The following is an 18,092-nucleotide window of genomic DNA, read 5'->3' as shown; positions in this document are numbered from 1 at the left end:
GGCCGGCGCACCCTGAATTGGCAAGTACGCAGACCCACAAAAACAACTGGAGACTCGTATGCCAACCTCCCTGGCACCGGCAGAAAGTGCAGCCATTTCTGCCCTCTACCACAAGCTCAACTGGCGGCTGTTGCCGCTGTTGTTCATCGGCTATGTCTTTGCGTACCTGGACCGCATCAACGTGGGCTTTGCCAAGCTGCAGATGCAAAGCGACCTGGGCTTGTCCGATGCTGCCTACGGCGCCGGCGCGGGGATTTTCTTTATCGGCTACGTGCTGTTCGAACTGCCCAGCACCCTGATGCTGCCCCGCATCGGTGCGCGTAAAACCTTTAGCAGGATCCTTGTGCTGTGGGGCATTACCTCGGCGTGCATGTTGTTTGTACGGGACGTGCCGACGTTCTATGCGATGCGTTTTCTGCTCGGCGTATTCGAAGCCGGGTTCGCTCCCGGCATGATCTATTACCTGTCGCGTTGGTACGGCCCGAACCGCATGGCGCGGGCGATTGCCATTGTGTTTATCGCCGGTCCCATGGGCGGCATTCTGGGCGGACCCTTGTCGGCCTGGCTCATCACCACGCTTGCCGGTGTCGGCGGTCTGGCCGGCTGGCAATGGATGTTTTTGATTGAAGGCTTGCCCTGTGTATTGCTCGGCGTGCTCATGTACGTCGTGCTGTCCGACCGGCCCGCCGATGCGCCTTGGCTGAATGAGGCGGAAAAACAGCTGTTGGAAACCGAACTGGGCACGGCGAATGCCCGCAGCCATTCGTTCCGTGCGGTACTGCGCGACCCTAAGCTGTATGTCCTGGCCTCGGCGTACTTCTGCATCATCTTCTCGATCTACGCCATGAGTTTCTGGCTGCCGGCGATCATCAAGACCCTGGGCCTGCAAGACACCCAGCAAGTGGGCTGGTATGCCGCCATGCCCTATGTCGGGGCGGCACTGGGCATGTACTGGATCGGGCGCCGCTCGGACCGCCTGGGCGAGCGCCGGCTGCACTGCGCCGTCCCGGCGGCCACCGGTGCGCTCCTGCTGATGCTCTATCCCCTGGCGGGCGGCCACCTGGTGGGGTCGATGATCGTGCTGACCCTGTCGATCAGCATGATGTTCATGGCCTACACCGTGTTGTGGGCGATGCCCTCCGAGCACATCAAGGGCGACGCGGCCGCAGGCGGCATTGCCTTGATCAACACCATCGGCCTGTCCGGTGGTTTCTGGGGCCCGGCCATGATCGGCTGGGCCAAAACCGCCACGGGCAGCTTGAACACGGGGGTCGTTGCCGTGGGCTGCGTGTTCCTGTGCGCGGCGTTCGTGATCATCGCGACCAAACCGCGAACGCGCACCGGCTCGGCGGGCGAATACAGCGCGGGTCGAGTGGCCCGCCATCATTGAAAACCCTGAGGAACCCAAGATGCTTCTATACCTGTCGACCTGGGCCGAGATCGGCCACTTTCTCGAGCGCAGCCGCACCATCGTCATCCCCATCGGCTCCAACGAACAGCACGGGCCGACCGGGCTGCTCGGCACCGACTGGATGTGCCCCGAGATCATTGCGTGCCAGGCGCAAAAAAGCGCCGATATCCTGATCGCGCCGACCTTCAATATCGGCATGGCCCAGCACCATATCGGCTTCCCCGGCACGATCTCATTGCGGCCCTCGACGTTCATTGCCGCGATCAGCGATTGGGTGCATTCGCTGGCGGCCCATGGCTTTGAAAAGATCCTGTTTCTCAATGGCCATGGCGGCAACGTCGCGTCCATTGAAGCGGCGTTTTCCGAGCTGTATGCCGAAGCCAGCTTTGCCCGTCGCCCGGCGGGGTTCGCCCTGAAGTTATGCAACTGGTGGGACCTGGAAGGCGTGGGCGAACTGGCCAAGGCGCAGTTCCCCACCGGCCACGGCATCCATGCCACGCCGTCCGAGATCGCCGTGACCCAATGGGCCTACCCGGACTCGATCAAAACCGCCGACTACTCACCCCGGATCGCGCCGTGGGGGCCGATCCGCGAGGCCTTCGACTTCCGCGCCCGCCACGTCGACGGGCGCATGGGCTCGGACCCGGCGCAGGCCTCGCCGGAGAAAGGGCGAGACCTGGTGATGATGGCGGCACAGGGCTTGATTCGCGAAGTCGAGGCGTTCAGTCGCGAGCCAATAGCTCAATGAGCGATACCTGAGTCCTTGCCGGGCACCATGTCCCTGGCCTGCACCCACAACACCGCATCCTGCGACAGCGGCTTGCCCTTGTGGGTCTTGGTCGCGCCGATGTCGAGCGCGGCAATGCCCCACCAACCGGCGCGGGGCAGGCCCAGGGTCACGATGCCCTGGGCGTCCGCGTAGGTGCTCTGAGCGTTGAATGAAGCTTGCGGCGCGGTGACGTAGGCTGCCTGGCCGAAGCTATTCTGCTCGATATCGACGGCATGGTTGAGGTATTCGATTTCGACTTCGGCGAACGGCACCGGTTTTCCATCGGCCAGTACCACGGCGCGGAACACGCCACCCGTCCAGTTTGCGTAGGGTTTGCTCAGCGGCTGGATCTCCACCGGCAAGCCCTGCGGCTCGGCCCAGTCGCCGGGGACGCCGCCGACGTTGACGATCAGCTTGGTGAACTGTTGGATGTACAGGCCTTCCTCGGCTTCCAGGTAAGGTTCGGGTTCGAGGACGAAAATATGGTCGCCCAGCGAGCGCATCAACTCCCGCGGGATTGAAGCACGATAGGCCGTCGCCCGGTTGTCGCGGCTCTGCCACTGCACCGGCCGCAGGTATTGGCGCAGGTCGATGGTCTTGCTGCCGTGGGCGCTCACCTGGCTGAACGCCCGGGGCTTGTCCATCACCAGGGTGGGGCCGCCGGAAAAGGGGTGGGTGAACACCAGCGCAAACTCCAGCTTATCGCCGCGCTGTGGCGCCGTGTCTTCGACGTAGAGCATCTGGAAGTGGGCCTGGGCGGCACAGGCCACGCAGCCGAAAGTGGCGCCGGCGAGGGTTTGGAACAGTCGTCGTGTGAAGGTCATGGTCTGTTTCACCTGGAAATGTCGGCGGACTGGATCGTCGCGTCATGGTTGTCGCCACCCAGGAACAACACGGTGTAGTCGCCTGCGGGGGCCTGGAACGTATAGGTGTTGTCCGCGCCGATGCTGCCTTCGAGCAGCAGCTTGTTGCGGGCATCCTGGACACGGATTTTTCTCCCGACGGCGGAGCTGCCGTCGGTGTAGCCGGCCTCGCATTTCACCTGGTCATCGTGTTCGAGGTAGCAGTCGAACACCGGGCCATGGGCGAAGGCTGCCTGGCAGCAGGACAGGGCTGCTGTCATCAGTATCAAACGGGTTGGACCCAAGGGTTTCATGAGCGCTCCACAGTCAAGGGTGTTGCAGGGGGGCGAAGGCCGCCAGCAGGGCGTCCAGGTTCGAACTCAGCAGGGCCTCGTAGCCGTTGCTTGCATCGGCGCCGGTGTCCAGGAGCACCAGGCGTGCGCCACCGTCTTCGATGGCCTTGGCGATCCTGGTGTCCGGCGCCCACTTGTGCACGACGACGCGAATGTCACGCTCGCGCAGGTAGCGGGTCAGCGCAGCACAGTCAGCGTCGCTCCAATCGATGTCCTGCCGCACGAACCAGCCGTCGACATAAATGCCGAACTCGCCGAACAGGTAGATGAATTCGTCGGCCAACGACAGCACGCGCAGGTCCGGCACCGCCAGCAGCCGGGCGCCGTAGTCGGCCTTCAGTCGGCGCAAGCGGCTGTCGAGTGCGGTGAGGTTGCGCTCTATGCGTGGCGCGTCGACGGGAGACAAGCGTTCCAGGTCGGCCGCGATCAGCGCCGACATGCGCATGGCGTTGACGGGGCCGAGCCAGGCATAGGGTGACAGGCCGTCGTCGGCCACTTGCGCGCCCGCCCAGGGCACGTCGTTTGGCGGCACGCGGGCCACGGCCACGCCGGGCTTGATGGCGCCCCAGGAATGTGACGCGTCGATCTCGACGATCCGCAGGTTGTGGCGACGGGCTGCGGCATACAAAGGATCGGCACGCCACAGGCTGCTCAAGGTGACCACCGCCGTCGCCTGCTCGAACACACTGGCGTCCAGGCGTGACAGCGCATTGGCCTGGCTTTGCAGGGACACCGCCGCATCGGGCGGCACACGCACCACCTCAAGGCGAGTGCCGTCGCCGAGTGCCGAGGTGAGTGCATACAGCGCCGGCAACGCCACCAGCACCTGGTCCGCCTGGGCCAGCAACGGGCTGCCCAGCAGTACCGCCAACAGCGCCAGTCTTGGGCGGCACGTAGCATTCAGCCATTTCATACGCTGGCCCCTCTGAACCGGGCCGTGGTCGCCCGAATGACGGTGGTGACGACGAACACCAGTGCCGCAACGATCACGATGGCGCCGCCCGTGGGCACGGGAATGTGGAACTGCATCGGCGCCAGGATGCCGACCACGCAGGAAAACGTCGCGATCAACACGGCGCGGGTTACCAGTGCCGGCAGTGAATGGCTGATGTTGCGGGCCGCCGCTGCCGGTATCAGCAACAGCGCTTCGACGAGCACGGCGCCGATGATTTTCAGGCAGGCCACTGTGACCAGGGTGACCAGCACCACGAACAGGTAGTCGACGCTGCGCACCCGCACGCCGCGCGCATGGGCCAGGCTTGGGTTGAGGCTGGCCAGCAGCATGCCGTTGTACAGCGGCAGCCCGATCAGCGCGCAGATCGCGGTGACTACCAGCAACACGTTCATGTCGGTGTGGTCCACCGCCAGGATGGAGCCGAACAGCACGCTCTCCATCACATGGGTGTTGATCTTCGCCGATACGAACAGCAGCAGCGAGGCGCCCATTGCCAGCGAGATCGACAGGAACACGCCGATCAGCGTGTCATTGGCCAGCGTGGTGCGATGCTGGGTGTACTTGAGCGTCAGGGCGAACAGCAGGCAGAAGCCGAACATCGAAAAGTAAGGCGAGGTGTAGGACTCGCCGATCAGCACGCCAATGGCCACGCCGGTCATCGCTGCGTTGCCCACCGATTGGCTGAAGAACGCCATGCGCTTGATCATTACCATCGAGCCGAGCACGCCCAGCAGCGGCCCGATCAGCACCGCGCAGAGCAATGCGTTGATCACGAACTCGTACTCGAAGGGTTGCGGCAGCACGCCCGTCGCAGCGAGCGCCTGGAGGTGCTCGCGAATGAAGTCGTACAGCGCGTTCATCGCACGTTCTCCCATTGGGCGGGGCTGCCATGGAACGACACCCGTTGATTGATCACCGTGACCGATTGCGCAATGCGCCTCACTTGTTCCAGGTCGTGGTTGATCCACAGGATGGTGACGCCTCGGTCGTGCAGTTCGGCGACCAACGCCTCCACCAGGCGCACGCCGGGTTCATCGATGCCGGCGGTCGGCTCGTCGAGGATCAACAGCCAGGGCACCGGGCTGATCGCCTGGGCCAGCAACACACGCTGGCGCTGGCCTCCGGACAGACTGCCGAAGGGTTTCGCGCCCATCGCCGCCACGCCGGTACGCGCGAGGGCCGCAGCCCTGAGTGCCTTGGCTGCGCGGCTGGAACCCAGGAAGGCCGGTCGGCGTTGGCCGAGCAAGGCCATCACGTCGTTGACGGTCATCGGCACATTGCGGTCGAAGTCCAGCAGCTGCGGGACATAGCCCAGTGGCGTGGTGATCTCGCCCTCCAGCCGTACCGACCCCGAATGCGGCATCTGGCCCAGCAGTGTGCGCACCAGTGAAGTCTTGCCGCCGCCGTTGGGGCCGACCAGGCAATGCAGGGCGCCTGCCTCGACCCGGAAACTCACGGCATCGAGCACCCGGGTGCCGCCCAGTTGCAGGGACACGTTGTCAAACACGATGGCAGGTCCACGCATCACGGGGTGCTCCTGGCTGGCTGGGTGAACTCAATGGCCTGGGCCAGGGTTTCGAGGTTCTCGGCCATGGCCACCTCGAACTCGTCCGCGCTATAGGCGTTGCCGGTGATGTGCGACAGCGCGAAGACCTTCACGCCGGTGGCGGCTTCGATCGGCTTGGCCAGGTCGAGGGAGAAGTTCTTCTCGGCAAACAGTACGCGCACGTTGGCGCGCTTGATGGCCTCGATGGTGTTGGCCAACTGGCGTGCCGTCGGGGCCACGCCATGGCGTGGTTCAATCACCGCGCTGACGAACAGGCCGAACTCCTGCATCAGGTAGTCGTAGCCGGCATGGGTGGTCGCGCAACGGAACGCCGAGAGGTCCAGCGCGGCGAAGCGGGTCATGAAGCGCGCGCGCAACTCGCGGATCCGCGCGGCATACGCCAGGGCATTGTGGCGGTACGTCGCTGCGTTGTCCGGGTCCAGTTCGCCCAGCCGGCGGGCGATCTCGAACACCTGCTGGATCGCCGCGGTGGTGGACACGAACGTGTGTGGGTTGACCACCTTGACCCCGCTCTGGTCGCCCGCGATGGGAATCAGGGCCACCGATGCATTGGCCTGGATGATCGGCAACGTCGCCGTGCGCCCGGCGGCCTTTACGATCTGGAAAGCCCATTCATCGTGGCCGATGCCGTTGACCACCAGCACATCCAGGTTCATCGCCCGGGTGATGTCGTCGGGTTGCGGCTGGTAGTTGTGCGGGTTCGCCTCGGGCGGGATCAGCGCAATGACCTGCGCCCGGTCACCGACGATGTTCGCCACGAAACTGTAGTAGGGGTGGAGCGTGACGCCGATCCTGAGCGGTTTGCCCGAGGCGGTCGCGGTGCCTGCGAGTGCAACCACAGGCATCAGCATCAACAGCGCAAGGCATCTGCGCCACCGTGACGGGCGTTGGGTAGCGGTAGTCATGGCTGGGTTCCTTTGACACGTTCGACTTCGCTGGCGCCGTCGTATGGAATGACCTGGCGCCAGCCATCGCCGACCAGCGACTCGGGCTTGACGATGCCAGGGTAGGGCACGTTCGGGTCGGGATGGACCCAGATCGTCGCTTGGTTGGCCCACATCACACCGGCGTGGGCGTGACCGATGACCAGCAGGTAGGCGCTCTGGCCCGTGGCGCGGCCGCCAGCGCCGTAGTACACCGTGGCACCCTGGCCCTGGGTGGCTTGCGACACCTGGTTGGCGCTCGGATCCGCCGGTGCATGGGCGTCGCCGGAAAGCCCGTGGGCCTGGTGGGTACCCGGCAAAATCAACTGCCATTGCACCTCGCCATGGGTCTTCCAGAAACCATCGCGGTAGAAGGGCGGCAACAGCAGCTTTTGCGCATGCTCCAAGGTGATCCAGCCGCCCGTGTCGTTGTTGAACCAGATGATTTCCTCGCCGGCCGGCAACAGCGCGCTATGGATCGCCTGGTCGACTGCGCCCAGACCGTCGAAGGAGCGCACCTGCCAGCTCAAGGGGATGGGCGGGCCGGCTTTCTGCGGGCGCAGGGCCACATAGCCGGCCACGCCGGCGATCACGGCCAGGGTCGCCAGCAGCAGCGCCAGCGACTCCCAGCGCCCGGAGCGCGGGCGCACCACCGTGATTGCATCGCTCAGGCTGGCCATCAGAGAAACGCAATCCAGCGACCGAGGAAAATCACCCCTGCCCACAGCGCCAGTGAACTGAAACCCGCCACGCGTGCCTGGCTGGGCGGCGGTAGTGTGGTGTCCCATTCGCCGATGCGGCGAAAGGCGCCCAGGTGGAACGCCCCCATGTTCAGCCCGGCCAGCACCAGCAGGCCCATCTTCCACAGGAACGCAGTGTTCTGCACATAGGTCGTGCCATTGGCGCAGAACATCAGCAGGCCGGTCATCACGCACACCACGAACGCGATCCAGGTGTAGGGCAGCAGATCCTGGATCAGCTTCAGCGCACTGCGCCGATGGGAGGCCACGCCCAGCAGGCGCAGGTCCACCACGGCGATGGTGCCGTAGACGATGGCGATGCCGATCACATGCACCGATTCAAGCAATGGGAAGACCGAGCCCGACTCACGGATGAACGCGGCGACGGGAGTGTCCTGGAGGGTTTGCAGCAGCGGTTGGATGTCCATGGCGAGTACCTCAAGGCTTGGGTTGAAAACGCTTAGATCGTGTAGGCGATCCAGCGACCGCAAATGATCACCGCGCACCACAGGCCGATCGACAGCCAGGCCAGTGCCTTGATGGGGCGCGTTTCGCGTTCATCGGGGGCTCGCAGCAGTGGGCGCCGCAGGAGTAACGTCAGGGTGAACGCCGTCACCACCAGGACCATCTTCAGCCAGAACGTGGTGTTGACGAGTACCCGGTCGGGCTCGGCGATGATCATGATCAGCCCGGTGAAGAGCAGGACCATGAGGGCGTTGCGCATCCACGGGTAGTAGCGGCGCACCACACCCCGCAAGGGCTCGTCCGTGGCGAGCACCCCGGCCAGGCGCAGGTCGCTGACCAGCGCCGAGCCGAACAGCACGGTGATGGCGATGATATGAATGCTCTGGACCGTGGGGATGACCCAGAGGACGTCACGGATGGCGGTGCTCAAGGGCGTCGCATAGAGCCAGGCAATGATGAGTGACGATGACATCGGCGTACCTTCCTCGTGGGGTTAGAAGTCTTGGGGCGTGGCGATCGGGCGCAGGCCCGCCGCATCGTCTGGAAGCAGGTAGCCTTCCTTGACCGACTGGGCCTTGGCCTCTTCGAATTTCTGGGCGTAGCGGTTGAAGTTTCCATAGCGCCGGCCAAGCACGTCCTTCGCATAAGGCACCTTGGTGTCGTAGATCAGCCCGCAGCCGGTCTCCTGGTCGGTGAGGTAAGTCGCGCTGGGCACCTGCACCCACGGCGGGCGCACGCCGCCCAGCAGGTTGCCGGTGGAGGGCGCGCGCGCAGCGGCTTTGCCGTCACGCACCACCCGGGACGCACGGGGCATGGGGGTGCCCTCGCGCACCCATTGATCCATGCGCTCGAACAGCGCCGACACCACCAGTTCCACCGGTTCGTCGTACAGCGTCTGGCAACGTGGGTCGTCGCCCTTGCCGACATCGGCGGCGAACCGTTCGGTATGCTGCGTGCCGAGGTCGGCCAGGCGCAGGTGGGGCATGCCGGTGACTTCGTAGTAGCGCACCTGCGGGCTGTCGGTGTCCGGCGGCAGGGGGATGCCTTCGAGCACGTCATGCATCAGTTCGGACTGGCTGTAGACGGTCACGAACGGCACGCCCTCGGGCATCCGGCGTGGCAGCCGGATCACGTCGCCACCGACTTCGCCATAGGCCATGCGGCCGGTCATGTAGGCATCGATCAGTGGTGTGTCGTCGGGCATGCGCCATTGCTGGTGGCGGCCCTGGTCGAGGTAGTCCATCCAGACCTGGGCGGTCACCGCCCAGCTGTTCACATACACGCGCTGTACGGCGAAGCCGGCCAGTGGACCTTGTGTCGCCGGGGTCTTGAGCAGCAACGCGAGTTGCGCGCCGATGCCCTGGGATTGCGGCACGAACGGGTCGGGCGCGTTGCCCCGGGTGAAACGTTGCGGGTCGTAATAGGTACCCAGCGGTGCGTACCGTGCGAAGTCGAAGCGGCGCATGAACTCGAAGTTCACGATCCGCCCGTACTGGGTAATCCCATCGGCCTCGGCCGCCGGGGTGTCCGCGATGAACTTCGGATCAACGGCCGGCTGGTTGAGGTTCAGGGTGTACCCGACAAACGCATAGCCGCGCCGCAGCAGGTAGTCACGGGTCAGGATCCAGCCGGCACCGCGCTCGCCGAACCAACTGAACGGCTCGATCACCACGGTGCCGTTGAACCGCGCCGGGTCCGTTGGCTTACGCACCAGGATGCGCGTGGTGTAAGGCGCCTCCAGCAGGGTTTGACCCGCTGCGGTAATGGCCGGGGCGACGCCTTGCAGGTAAAACTCTTCCTCGGTGTAGCCGTACCTGTCGAGGTCGCTGTATTCGGTGCCGGGACGCCTGGCCGACGACAGCGGCAACTGGCCCGACGGCGGGATGGCAATCGCCGTGGGCATGCGTGGCACTTCTGCCCACGCGTTTGCCGTGAGGGCCAGCGATAGCAGCATGCCGCCGAGGATTATCGAGCGTTCCATGCGGTCAACCTCACTCAAGGCTGAGGGACGCCTTGCCCTCGCTGTCGATCACGATCTGGTTGTTTTCGCAGACGTACTCCTGGATGGCGTAGCTGGAGCGTTTGTACTCGAAGGTGAAGCGATAGGGCGTGGCAAGCACCTGCGGGTCTTCGATCAGCACCTGGTCTTCCAGGCGGTCCGGCCCGCGCAGGCGGATGCGTTCGGTGATCTTCATGTCCGGGCCGTGGGGCACGTCATAGAACCGCACATCCGTACGCACCCGCTGGGTCTCCACCACCAGGGTGTCGCCTTCCCAGTGCCCACGGGAATGGCCCTGGTAGAGCGGGTCGAGCTTTTCCTTGGGCGGCATGGCCTGGTTCAAGCGGATGCGGCGGACCTGTTGCAGGTACTCGCCGAGCACGATCACGTCCTGGTCGTCGTGGATGATCTGGATCGGGAACAGCGCCGCCATCAGTGTCGGCATGCCCTCGGGCAGGCACCGCGAGCTGGTGGTGGCCAGCGGCGTCCCGGCTTCGTTGGCCGCCGCCTGTTTCTTCTTGAGTGCGGCGTATTCGGCGGCGTAGGGCGCCTTGAGGTCCATCGGCCCGCCCGGGTGCACAGGGTCGTCCGGGTTCTCGCCGAACCAGTCGTCCGGGGTTCTTTCCCAGGTGCCGCTGATGTCGGGGCGGTGTTTATTCGGTGTTGTCGCGGCGTTGCCGATGCCGGCGCAGGTCACAAGGACCACGGCCAGGGCGAGCAAGGTTCGTGTCGGTTTCATGGGGTGTCTCCACGCGGCGGATCGATGCAGTTCGGATGTCGTGGCGCAGGGCAGGGGCGATCTATCCGCCGCCCGAGAGCACCACGTCGCCGATCTTGATCTCGACAAGGAGCCCGCCGGGTTCACCGTTTTTCAGGGGCTTGAAGGACACCTCGGCAATGTCGCCGGCCTTGATCGAGTCCGCGCTCCAGCCGGTGCGTTGCAAGGCGTTGACGCTGCCGGTCTCGATCTTGTAGCGCTGGGGCGGTGGCCCGTCGGCATCGAGGTAAAGGGTGATGTGGGGGTTGGTCCAGGCGAAGCGCTCCACCACGCCCTTGACCGTGACCGTGCGGGTCTGGTCGAACAAGGCGAACGAATGGTGGGCGGTGGCGACCGACGACAGCACGCTGCAGGCAGTGAGAGTCAGCAGACACAGCGCCTGACGGAACAGCGGGGAGGGGGATGAAACGCTCATGACGGGTGCCTCGGTTTTTTTATGGTTCTTATGGGCCCAGCATAGGGGGATGGCGTTCTCGGGCCGTAGCCCAAAACGGCAACCAATGAGGGAGGAGGGGGGAATGTTTTGAGCAGCCTCGCACATGCTGATTTGGGTTACCGCCTGCACGCCGCAATCGGAACACTCGTGTCTCGCCTCATAAATATAAAAACAGGAGAGACGTCATGCGCACACCCCCCTATGCCCCCCTGCTTTCGCTGGTTGCACTCTGTGCCTTCGAGCCGCAGGCCCACGCCTACACGCTCTATAACGAAGACGACGGCGGCACGCTGTTGAACGCGGAACTGGGCGCCGGCTTTGGCTGGTTCGGCAGCACCCGCAACTACCTCGGCGACCCGCAGAAGGCGCCCGGCAGCATGCGTTGGCAGGAAGGCTATGCCAAATATGGCCTCAACGGCTCGACGGACAAGCTCATCGCCGGGTCGGTCTACGGCGGGTTCAGCCTGCTCAGCTCCGGCACCTGGGGCGATGGCGACACCGGTGCGATCACTGCCGGCAACGAGCGCCGCACCGCGGTGGAAGATGCCTTCCTGGGCTGGCGCTCAGGTGACCTGGTGCCCGCCCTGGGCCAGGACGGCGTCGACTTTTCCTTCGGCCGCCAGCTGGTGACGGTGGACGGTTTCCTGATCACCGACGATGGCTTCAACCCCGGCAATGCCTTCAGTCCCATCGAGGGGGTGCGTGACGGGCGCTTCAACCGTGGCGGCGCGTTCTACCTGGGCCAGCGCCTGGCGTTCGGCAACACGGCGGTGCTCAAGTTGGGTGGCAAGGATGGCCTTCACGGCAGCCTGATCTGGCTGAAATCGGATAACCCCGGACAGTCCAAGACCGAAGTGGCGGCCGCCACGGTTGACTACACCACACCCCTCGGCTCCATCGGCTCTACCTACGTTCGCGGTCTGGATGTGGAGGAGCGCTACGCCTTCGGTGATCGGCTCGAGCGCAAGGGCATGAACATCTACAGCCTGCGCGGGCAGGGTAATGCCGGGATCGAGAATGCCGACTTCGCCTTCGAAGTGGCGCGCCAGGAAAAACGTTCCGGCTCGCAGCGGGCGATGTTCTTCGACGCGGGCTATACCTTCGCCGACGTCAAATGGCAGCCGACCGTGAGTTATCGCTATTCGCGTTATTCCGAAGGCTGGGATTTCCTGTTCCAGGGTGGCTACCGCAAACGCTACCAAGGTGAGATAGCGACGAATTACGCCGGTTCCGTGACCTCGAACATGCGGATCAACGATGTGCTGCTCTCCGTCCGGCCCACCGATAAATTGACCCTCAATGCGATGGCCTTCGATTACCACCAGCTTTCCCGCAAGCAGGACCGGGATTTCAGCGCCCGCGAGGTCGACCTGTTCCTGGACTGGATGGTGACGGATAACATCACGCTGTCACCGCTGATCGGCTTCTACAAACCCGAGAAGTGGTTGGGCAATGGCGGTCTGCAAAGTGGCAGTGCGTCGACCAACACCTACATGCAGTTCATTGTCTGGGTGACGTTCTAGAAGGGAAGGGCGTCGGCGCCTGGCGCCGACGCCTGGTTGTTTCAGAGCATGCGGCGCAGCACGTCGTTGCGCGGGTCTTTGTCGTAGAAGCGGTGCTTGAGCGCCCCTGCGATGTGCAACACGATCAGCACCAGCAGGGTATAGGCGAGTGTTTTGTGCAGCCATTGGAACACCACGAACCAGTCGTCATTCTTCGGCAACAACTCGGGCAGGTTGACCCCGAAAAAGAACACACCGTCGCTCATGGTGAAGGTGCTCGACATGGAGTAGCCCATCAGCGGCACGATCACCAGCAGCGCATACATCGCACGTTGGGTCAGCCGGGATAACACCTGTTCGTAGCGTTCCAGGGTTTGCAGCGGTTGCGGAATATTCGGAGTGCGCAAGCGCACGGCGATCTGGGTCAACACCAGCAGGAACGCCAGCACCCCAAAGGATTTGTGCCAGGGGTAATAGAGCTCGAATTTGCTCGCCACTTCATCATTCATACCGGTCATGTGCCAGCCGGCCCACAGCAGGCCGACGACGAGCACAGCGCGCACCCAGTGCAGCAGGCGCAGGGATGTTGGATAACGATCGATTATGGTCGGGTTTTCTGGGTTCATCACGGTCTCTCCAACGATCATCAAAATGCACCTTTGAGTGAGCCACCCTGGCGATATCGAGGGTGGCTCGCTCAGTGCGCTGGCTCAGCCGGGCATCAGTACGGTGATCACCTTCTCTTCGGTGTAGGCCAGCGCGCCACTGAAGCCGCCTTCACGTCCGATCCCGCTGGTCTTGACGCCGCCCCAGGGCAGGTTGGCGTCCAGCGGGCTCCAGCAGTTGATGCCCACCGCGCCGGCTTTCACCGCTGCGGCGACACGGTGCGCACGCACCAGGTCGGTGGTCCACACCGTGGCGGCGAGGCCATAGGTGGAGTCGTTGGCCAGCGCGATGGCCTCGTCTTCCGTGTCGAAGGGGATCAGCGTGCCCACCGGGCCGAAGATCTCGTCCTGGGCAATCGCCATGTCGTTGCGGGCGTTGGCGAAGATCGTCGGGCGCACGAACCAGCCGCGTGCAGGGGTGGACACGCCGCCGGCCAGCAGCGTAGCACCCTGGTCGATGCCCAGCTGGATGTAGCGGTTGACGCGATCGAACTGCGCTTTCTTGGCCACCGGCCCCATCTGTACGCCGGGCTGGCGCGGGTCGCCCACGTTGACCGCCTGGGCCGCTTCGGCCAGCGCCGCGCCGAAGCGCTCGGCGAGGCTGCGCTGGACGAGGATGCGCGAACCGGCCGCACACACCTGGCCCTGGTTGGCGAACAGGCCAAGGGCACAACCGCGCAAGGCGTCATCGAAGGAGGCGTCGTCGAAGACAATCTGCGGGCTCTTGCCGCCCAGTTCCAGGGCCACGCGCTTGAACAGCACGCCGGCAGTGCGCTGGATCTCGCGGCCGGCCTCGGGGCTGCCGGTGAAGCTGATCTTGGCGACGTGTGGGTGTTCGCACAGGGCGCGGCCCACTTCGGCGCCGTAGCCTGTGACCACATTGATCACACCGTCCGGGAAACCTGCTTCCTGCGCCAGCGCCGCCAGGTGCAGGGCCGACTGCGGGGTCTCTTCCGATGGCTTGACCACCACGGTGCAGCCTGCCGCCAGCAACGCGGCGAGCTTCCAGACCGTGATCATCAATGGCGAGTTCCACGGCACGATGGCGCCGACCACCCCCACCGGCTCGCGTACGGTGTACGAGAGGGTGCGGGTGCCGAAGTAGCCGCCGGTGGGGATGGTGCGTCCTTCGAGCTGGTTGGCCCAGCCGGCAGCGGCGCGCAGGTGGGCGATCGCATTGGGCAGGTCCATGCGGCGCGGCTCGATGGGGGAGCGGCCGATGGCGTTGGCGTCAAGGTCGGCGAGCCGTTCGCTGTCGCGCTCTACCAGATCCGCCAGTTTCGACAGCAGCCGGCCACGCTGGGCGCCGTCGAGTTGGCTCCAGGCGCCCCGTTCGAGTTGCTCGAGCGCAGCACCCACGGCGCGGTTGACGTCGTCGGCCGTGCCGCGTGCCGAACGGGCGTAGACCTGTTCCGTGACCGGATCGATAAGGTCGATGCGGCGTCCATCGGAGGCTTCAAGCGACGCGCCGGCGATGAAGTGATTCAAGTGTTCAGTCATGTTGCGCTCCATGAGTCATGCCTTGAGGGCGGCCAGGGCGTCGCCGAAGATGTCCAGTGCCTTGAAGAACAGCGAACGGGAGATGGTCAGCGACGGCATCACGCGCATCACGTTGCTGTAGCGACCGCAGGGAATCATCAGCACGCCGTGGTTGAGCAGGTAGCCCATGAGCTGGCCGATCTTTTCACCCGCCAGGGGCGCCTTGGTGACTGGGTCTTCGACCAATTCGATACCGATCATCAGGCCGCGCCCGCGCACTTCGCCGACCAGTGGGTTGTTGAAGCCGCGAATATAGGCCTGGGCTTCCAGGCCCAGCGCGTGGGCACGGTTGAGCAGGTCCAGTTCCGGGTCCTGCAGGATGCTGATGTTGGTCAGCGCCACGGCCGCCGACAGCGAGTTGGCGGCGAACGTGTTGGGCATCGAGCCATCGGGAATCTTTGCCGCCAGGTCCGAGCGCATGATCAGGCCGGCCATCGGCAGATCGCTGCCGATGCCTTTGCCGAAGGTGAGCATGTCCGGTTTCACGCCCGAGTGTTCCACCGCCCACATCTTGCCGGTGCGCCCGGCGCCGGATTGCACTTCATCGACGATCAGCAAGGTGCCGCTGCGGTCGCAGGCCTTGCGCAGCAGTTGCAGGAACTCCGGCGAAGGCGGCACGTAGCCGCCTTCGCCCTGTACCGGTTCCACGATCACTGCGGCCACATCATCGGCGGCGGTGTAGGGCGTGTTCAGCAGGTAGTCCACGTAGTCGCCGGCGATCTGCTCGGCGCTCTTGTGGGTGGTGTCGAACGGGAAGCGGTAGGCATACGGGTAGGGCGCGTGAATCACACCGCCCATCTGCGCGCCGTAGCCTTTGCGGTAGGCAGTGCCGGTGGTCAGCGCGCCCGACGCGTTCCACACGCCGTGGTAGCCGCCGTGGAAAGCAATGATCTGGTGCCGCCCGGTGATGCGCTTGGCGAACTTGATCGCGGCTTCCAGTGCATCGCTGCCGCTTTGGGTGAAAAAGGTGATGCAGTCGCCACGCAAGCCGTCCGGCGCGATCTCGGACATCTTGGCGGCCAGCTCGGTGCGCCGGGTGCTGTTGATTTCCAGGGCATGCATCAGCACTTCGGACTGTTCGCGGATGGCCTGCACCACTTTGGGGTGGCAACGGCCCACGCTGCTGACGCCGACACCGGCGGACAGGTCAATGTAGGTATTGCCGTCCGGGTCCTTGAAGGTTGCGCCGAACGCACGGTCCATGGCCACCGGCATGCGCCCGCCGCCACGGGCCATCGACTCGGTGCGCGCCGACAACGCCAGGGCTTCGCTGGCCTTGGGGCCGGGCAGGGCGCTGGAGAGGATGCGCGGGGCATCCGCGAAGTGCAGGGATTCTAGTGTGGCTTCACTCATGACGGTCTCTCTGACAGGTCGATTTACGTGTGCCGATCATCTCCGGTGCGCGTTCCAGACCGGTATCCCGAATCGGCACCTATACACGTGCCTGCTCCAGCCCGCCGGCTGTCCCATAAACGATTTGCAGGACGTGTGCTATGTGCGACTATCGAGCGCAGCGGCGATCAAAAAACAAGAATTTCTGGCAGAGGCTTGCGACTCCATGAAAAATCAGACGATCAGCCATTTTCGCGATATCCATGTGCATGCAGCCACCGTCCAGCAGTGGAGCCAGGACTACAGCCAGCTGACCGCCGGCTCCGCCGAAAGCACACTGATGCAGCTGACGACCGCCGGCTGCCACTTGTTCCTCGAACAGATCAACCAGCGTGTGGTGCAGAACGGCGTGGCCCCTCGGGGCAAGATGTGCTTCGCGGTGCCGATCAACGTGCCCGGTTCGATCCGCATGCAGGGGCGCGACGTGGACGACAGCAGCCTGTTCTTCCTGCACGGTGGCGAGGAGTTCATGTTCCACATGCCGATGGGCATGGAGCTGCTGTCCATCACCTTCGAGCGTGAGCTGTTCGAGCAGGCGCTGGAGCAGACCGCGTCGGCGAAGGAACTCAACCTGCTGCTGCGCCAGCCGGTGATCAAGGTGTCGCCCCAGCGTTTCGCCCAGGCTCGCCGCCGATTGCTCGCGTTGTTCTCCCAGGCCCTGGCCGACGATGACCTCGACAGCACGCGCGATCGGGAGCGAGAGATGGTGCTGGAACAGGCGATGCTCGGTGAGCTGCTGCAACTGATGACCGACCCGGCCTGTGACAAGCAGCAGCGCAGCCCCAGCTCTACGCGCAGTTTCATTGTCGAGAAATGCCACCGCCTGACCACCACGGAAATGATCAACGTGCCCAGCGTGATCGAGTTGTGCCAGCGGCTCCAGGTGAGTCGGCGCACCGTGCAGAACAGCTTCCGTGCGGTGGCCGAGACCACGCCGCTGAACTACCTGCGCTCGGTGCGGCTCAACGGCGTGCGCCGGGCCTTGATGTCGACCCGTGCCTGCGACCTCTCCATCGGCGATGCCGCTGCCCAGTGGGGTTTTTACCACCTGAGCCATTTTGCCGCGGAGTACCAGGAGCTGTTCGCCGAGCTGCCGTCCCAGACGGCCCGCGCCGCCATCAGCGGTTTTGCGCGCGGCTGAACCTTCACCGATTTTGAACGACCTGAGAGCACCTTCGCTGCTTGCGCAAGGTGAGGACGTGCGTGACCGATTTGGGCTACCGCGACGTTCGTTGGCAGGCATAGGATCGATTCCAGCGTGCAACAACAACGATAAGCGACTCGGTGACGGTGAGCGGTTGACTGCGCCGATCCAACAGCGACTGCCTCATACAATAAGGTCAACAACATGAGCGTATCTCTCCCGGTCACCCCCTCCACGGAGCTCAAGCGTGGCGCCCTGGGCGTGGGCTTCATCATTTTCTTTGTGGTTTCGGCGGCGAGCCCGTTGAGCGTGATCGCCGGTGGCTTCCCGATTGGCATCATGCTTGGCAACGGCGCCGGTACCCCGGCATTGCTGATCCTGGCCCTGCTGGTGCTGCTGGCGTTCTCGGTGGGTTACACCACCATGTCCAAGCACCTGACCAATGCAGGCGGCTTTTATGCCTTTACCTCCCGTGGCCTGGGTGGCTTGGCCGGCGGGGCGGCGGGGGTGCTGGCGATGTTTGCCTACAACATCCTGCAGGTCGGCTTGTATGGCATGTTCGGCGGGGTGGTCAGCGGCACCATGGCCAGTGTGTTCGGCCTGGAGTTGCCG

19 protein-coding genes and 1 pseudogene are annotated in these 18,092 nt (G+C 64.4%); 5 read left to right on the top strand and 15 right to left on the bottom strand.

Translation table 11 applies throughout. The features are described from left to right. Positions 1-58: 58 nt before the first annotated feature. Both AC3WP7_RS23085 and AC3WP7_RS23080 read left to right on the top strand, forming a co-directional pair. A complete protein-coding gene (locus tag AC3WP7_RS23085; RefSeq protein WP_092249803.1) occupies positions 59-1,390 on the top strand; it encodes an MFS transporter in 1,332 nt (443 codons plus the stop codon). 19 nt (positions 1,391-1,409) lie between these two features. Further along, positions 1,410-2,159, top strand: a complete 750-nt coding sequence (locus AC3WP7_RS23080) for a creatininase family protein (protein ID WP_071489628.1) — start codon at positions 1,410-1,412, stop codon at positions 2,157-2,159. Here AC3WP7_RS23080 and AC3WP7_RS23075 read toward each other — a convergent pair. From AC3WP7_RS23075 to AC3WP7_RS23020, 12 genes are all read right to left on the bottom strand, one after another. After that, complete coding sequence (locus AC3WP7_RS23075; protein WP_092249808.1) at positions 2,153-3,004, bottom strand: DUF4198 domain-containing protein; 852 nt, start codon at positions 3,002-3,004, stop codon at positions 2,153-2,155. The genes AC3WP7_RS23080 and AC3WP7_RS23075 overlap by 7 nt on opposite strands. An 8-nt stretch (positions 3,005-3,012) precedes the next feature. Further along, a complete protein-coding gene (locus AC3WP7_RS23070) occupies positions 3,013-3,336 on the bottom strand; it encodes a hypothetical protein (protein ID WP_071489626.1) in 324 nt (107 codons plus the stop codon). A 13-nt stretch (positions 3,337-3,349) separates the two neighbouring features. Further along, the gene (locus AC3WP7_RS23065) at positions 3,350-4,288 is read right to left on the bottom strand and encodes a metal ABC transporter solute-binding protein, Zn/Mn family (protein ID WP_256579922.1); all 939 of its coding nucleotides are present in this window, start codon (positions 4,286-4,288) and stop codon (positions 3,350-3,352) included. Further along, entirely contained in the window at positions 4,285-5,190 is a 906-nt protein-coding gene (locus AC3WP7_RS23060) for a metal ABC transporter permease (RefSeq protein ID WP_092249810.1), read from the bottom strand. The genes AC3WP7_RS23065 and AC3WP7_RS23060 overlap by 4 nt, the downstream gene beginning before the upstream one ends. After that, positions 5,187-5,855: a metal ABC transporter ATP-binding protein gene (locus tag AC3WP7_RS23055; RefSeq protein ID WP_102592159.1), complete on the bottom strand. Its 669-nt coding sequence runs from the start codon at positions 5,853-5,855 to the stop codon at positions 5,187-5,189. The genes AC3WP7_RS23060 and AC3WP7_RS23055 overlap by 4 nt, the downstream gene beginning before the upstream one ends. Further along, the gene (locus tag AC3WP7_RS23050; protein WP_071489623.1) at positions 5,855-6,802 is read right to left on the bottom strand and encodes a metal ABC transporter solute-binding protein, Zn/Mn family; all 948 of its coding nucleotides are present in this window, start codon (positions 6,800-6,802) and stop codon (positions 5,855-5,857) included. The genes AC3WP7_RS23055 and AC3WP7_RS23050 overlap by 1 nt, the downstream gene beginning before the upstream one ends. Beyond that, a complete protein-coding gene (locus tag AC3WP7_RS23045) occupies positions 6,799-7,500 on the bottom strand; it encodes a DUF6162 family protein (RefSeq protein WP_102592160.1) in 702 nt (233 codons plus the stop codon). Before AC3WP7_RS23045 ends, AC3WP7_RS23050 begins: the two co-directional genes overlap by 4 nt. Then, positions 7,500-7,988, bottom strand: a complete 489-nt coding sequence (locus AC3WP7_RS23040; protein ID WP_102592161.1) for a DUF6644 family protein — start codon at positions 7,986-7,988, stop codon at positions 7,500-7,502. Before AC3WP7_RS23040 ends, AC3WP7_RS23045 begins: the two co-directional genes overlap by 1 nt. Positions 7,989-8,020: 32 nt before the next feature. Beyond that, positions 8,021-8,497, bottom strand: coding sequence for a DUF6644 family protein (locus AC3WP7_RS23035; protein ID WP_092249822.1), 477 nt, complete (start codon positions 8,495-8,497; stop codon positions 8,021-8,023). 21 nt (positions 8,498-8,518) lie between these two features. Continuing rightward, entirely contained in the window at positions 8,519-10,006 is a 1,488-nt protein-coding gene (locus AC3WP7_RS23030) for an alpha/beta hydrolase domain-containing protein (RefSeq protein WP_092249825.1), read from the bottom strand. Between the two features lie 10 nt (positions 10,007-10,016). Then, entirely contained in the window at positions 10,017-10,763 is a 747-nt protein-coding gene (locus AC3WP7_RS23025; RefSeq protein WP_071489619.1) for a hypothetical protein, read from the bottom strand. A gap of 61 nt (positions 10,764-10,824) precedes the next feature. Continuing rightward, a complete protein-coding gene (locus AC3WP7_RS23020; protein ID WP_071489618.1) occupies positions 10,825-11,217 on the bottom strand; it encodes a DUF6152 family protein in 393 nt (130 codons plus the stop codon). A 206-nt stretch (positions 11,218-11,423) separates the two neighbouring features. Here AC3WP7_RS23020 and AC3WP7_RS23015 point away from each other — a divergent pair, with 206 nt between their 5' ends. Continuing rightward, positions 11,424-12,761, top strand: a complete 1,338-nt coding sequence (locus AC3WP7_RS23015; RefSeq protein WP_092249828.1) for an alginate export family protein — start codon at positions 11,424-11,426, stop codon at positions 12,759-12,761. A 41-nt stretch (positions 12,762-12,802) separates the two neighbouring features. Here AC3WP7_RS23015 and AC3WP7_RS23010 read toward each other — a convergent pair whose 3' ends face one another. The 3 genes from AC3WP7_RS23010 to AC3WP7_RS23000 form a co-directional block, all read right to left on the bottom strand. Continuing rightward, on the bottom strand, positions 12,803-13,366 hold the full coding sequence (locus AC3WP7_RS23010; RefSeq protein ID WP_092249831.1) for a cytochrome b: 564 nt from the start codon (positions 13,364-13,366) through the stop codon (positions 12,803-12,805). 84 nt (positions 13,367-13,450) lie between these two features. After that, positions 13,451-14,905: an aldehyde dehydrogenase family protein gene (locus tag AC3WP7_RS23005; protein ID WP_092249855.1), complete on the bottom strand. Its 1,455-nt coding sequence runs from the start codon at positions 14,903-14,905 to the stop codon at positions 13,451-13,453. A gap of 15 nt (positions 14,906-14,920) precedes the next feature. Further along, entirely contained in the window at positions 14,921-16,297 is a 1,377-nt protein-coding gene (locus AC3WP7_RS23000; protein ID WP_092249834.1) for an aspartate aminotransferase family protein, read from the bottom strand. Positions 16,298-16,502: 205 nt separating this feature from the next. Here AC3WP7_RS23000 and AC3WP7_RS22995 point away from each other — a divergent pair, with 205 nt between their 5' ends. Beyond that, complete coding sequence (locus AC3WP7_RS22995; RefSeq protein ID WP_071489614.1) at positions 16,503-17,477, top strand: helix-turn-helix domain-containing protein; 975 nt, start codon at positions 16,503-16,505, stop codon at positions 17,475-17,477. Between the two features lie 207 nt (positions 17,478-17,684). Then, positions 17,685-18,092, top strand: a pseudogene (locus AC3WP7_RS22990) (amino acid permease); the annotation flags it as partial.

The sequence above is a fragment of the Pseudomonas sp. FW305-3-2-15-C-LB1 genome, from assembly GCF_058787615.1.
Note: the sequence above shows the minus strand (reverse complement) of the source record. Positions and strands in the feature narration are given on the sequence as shown.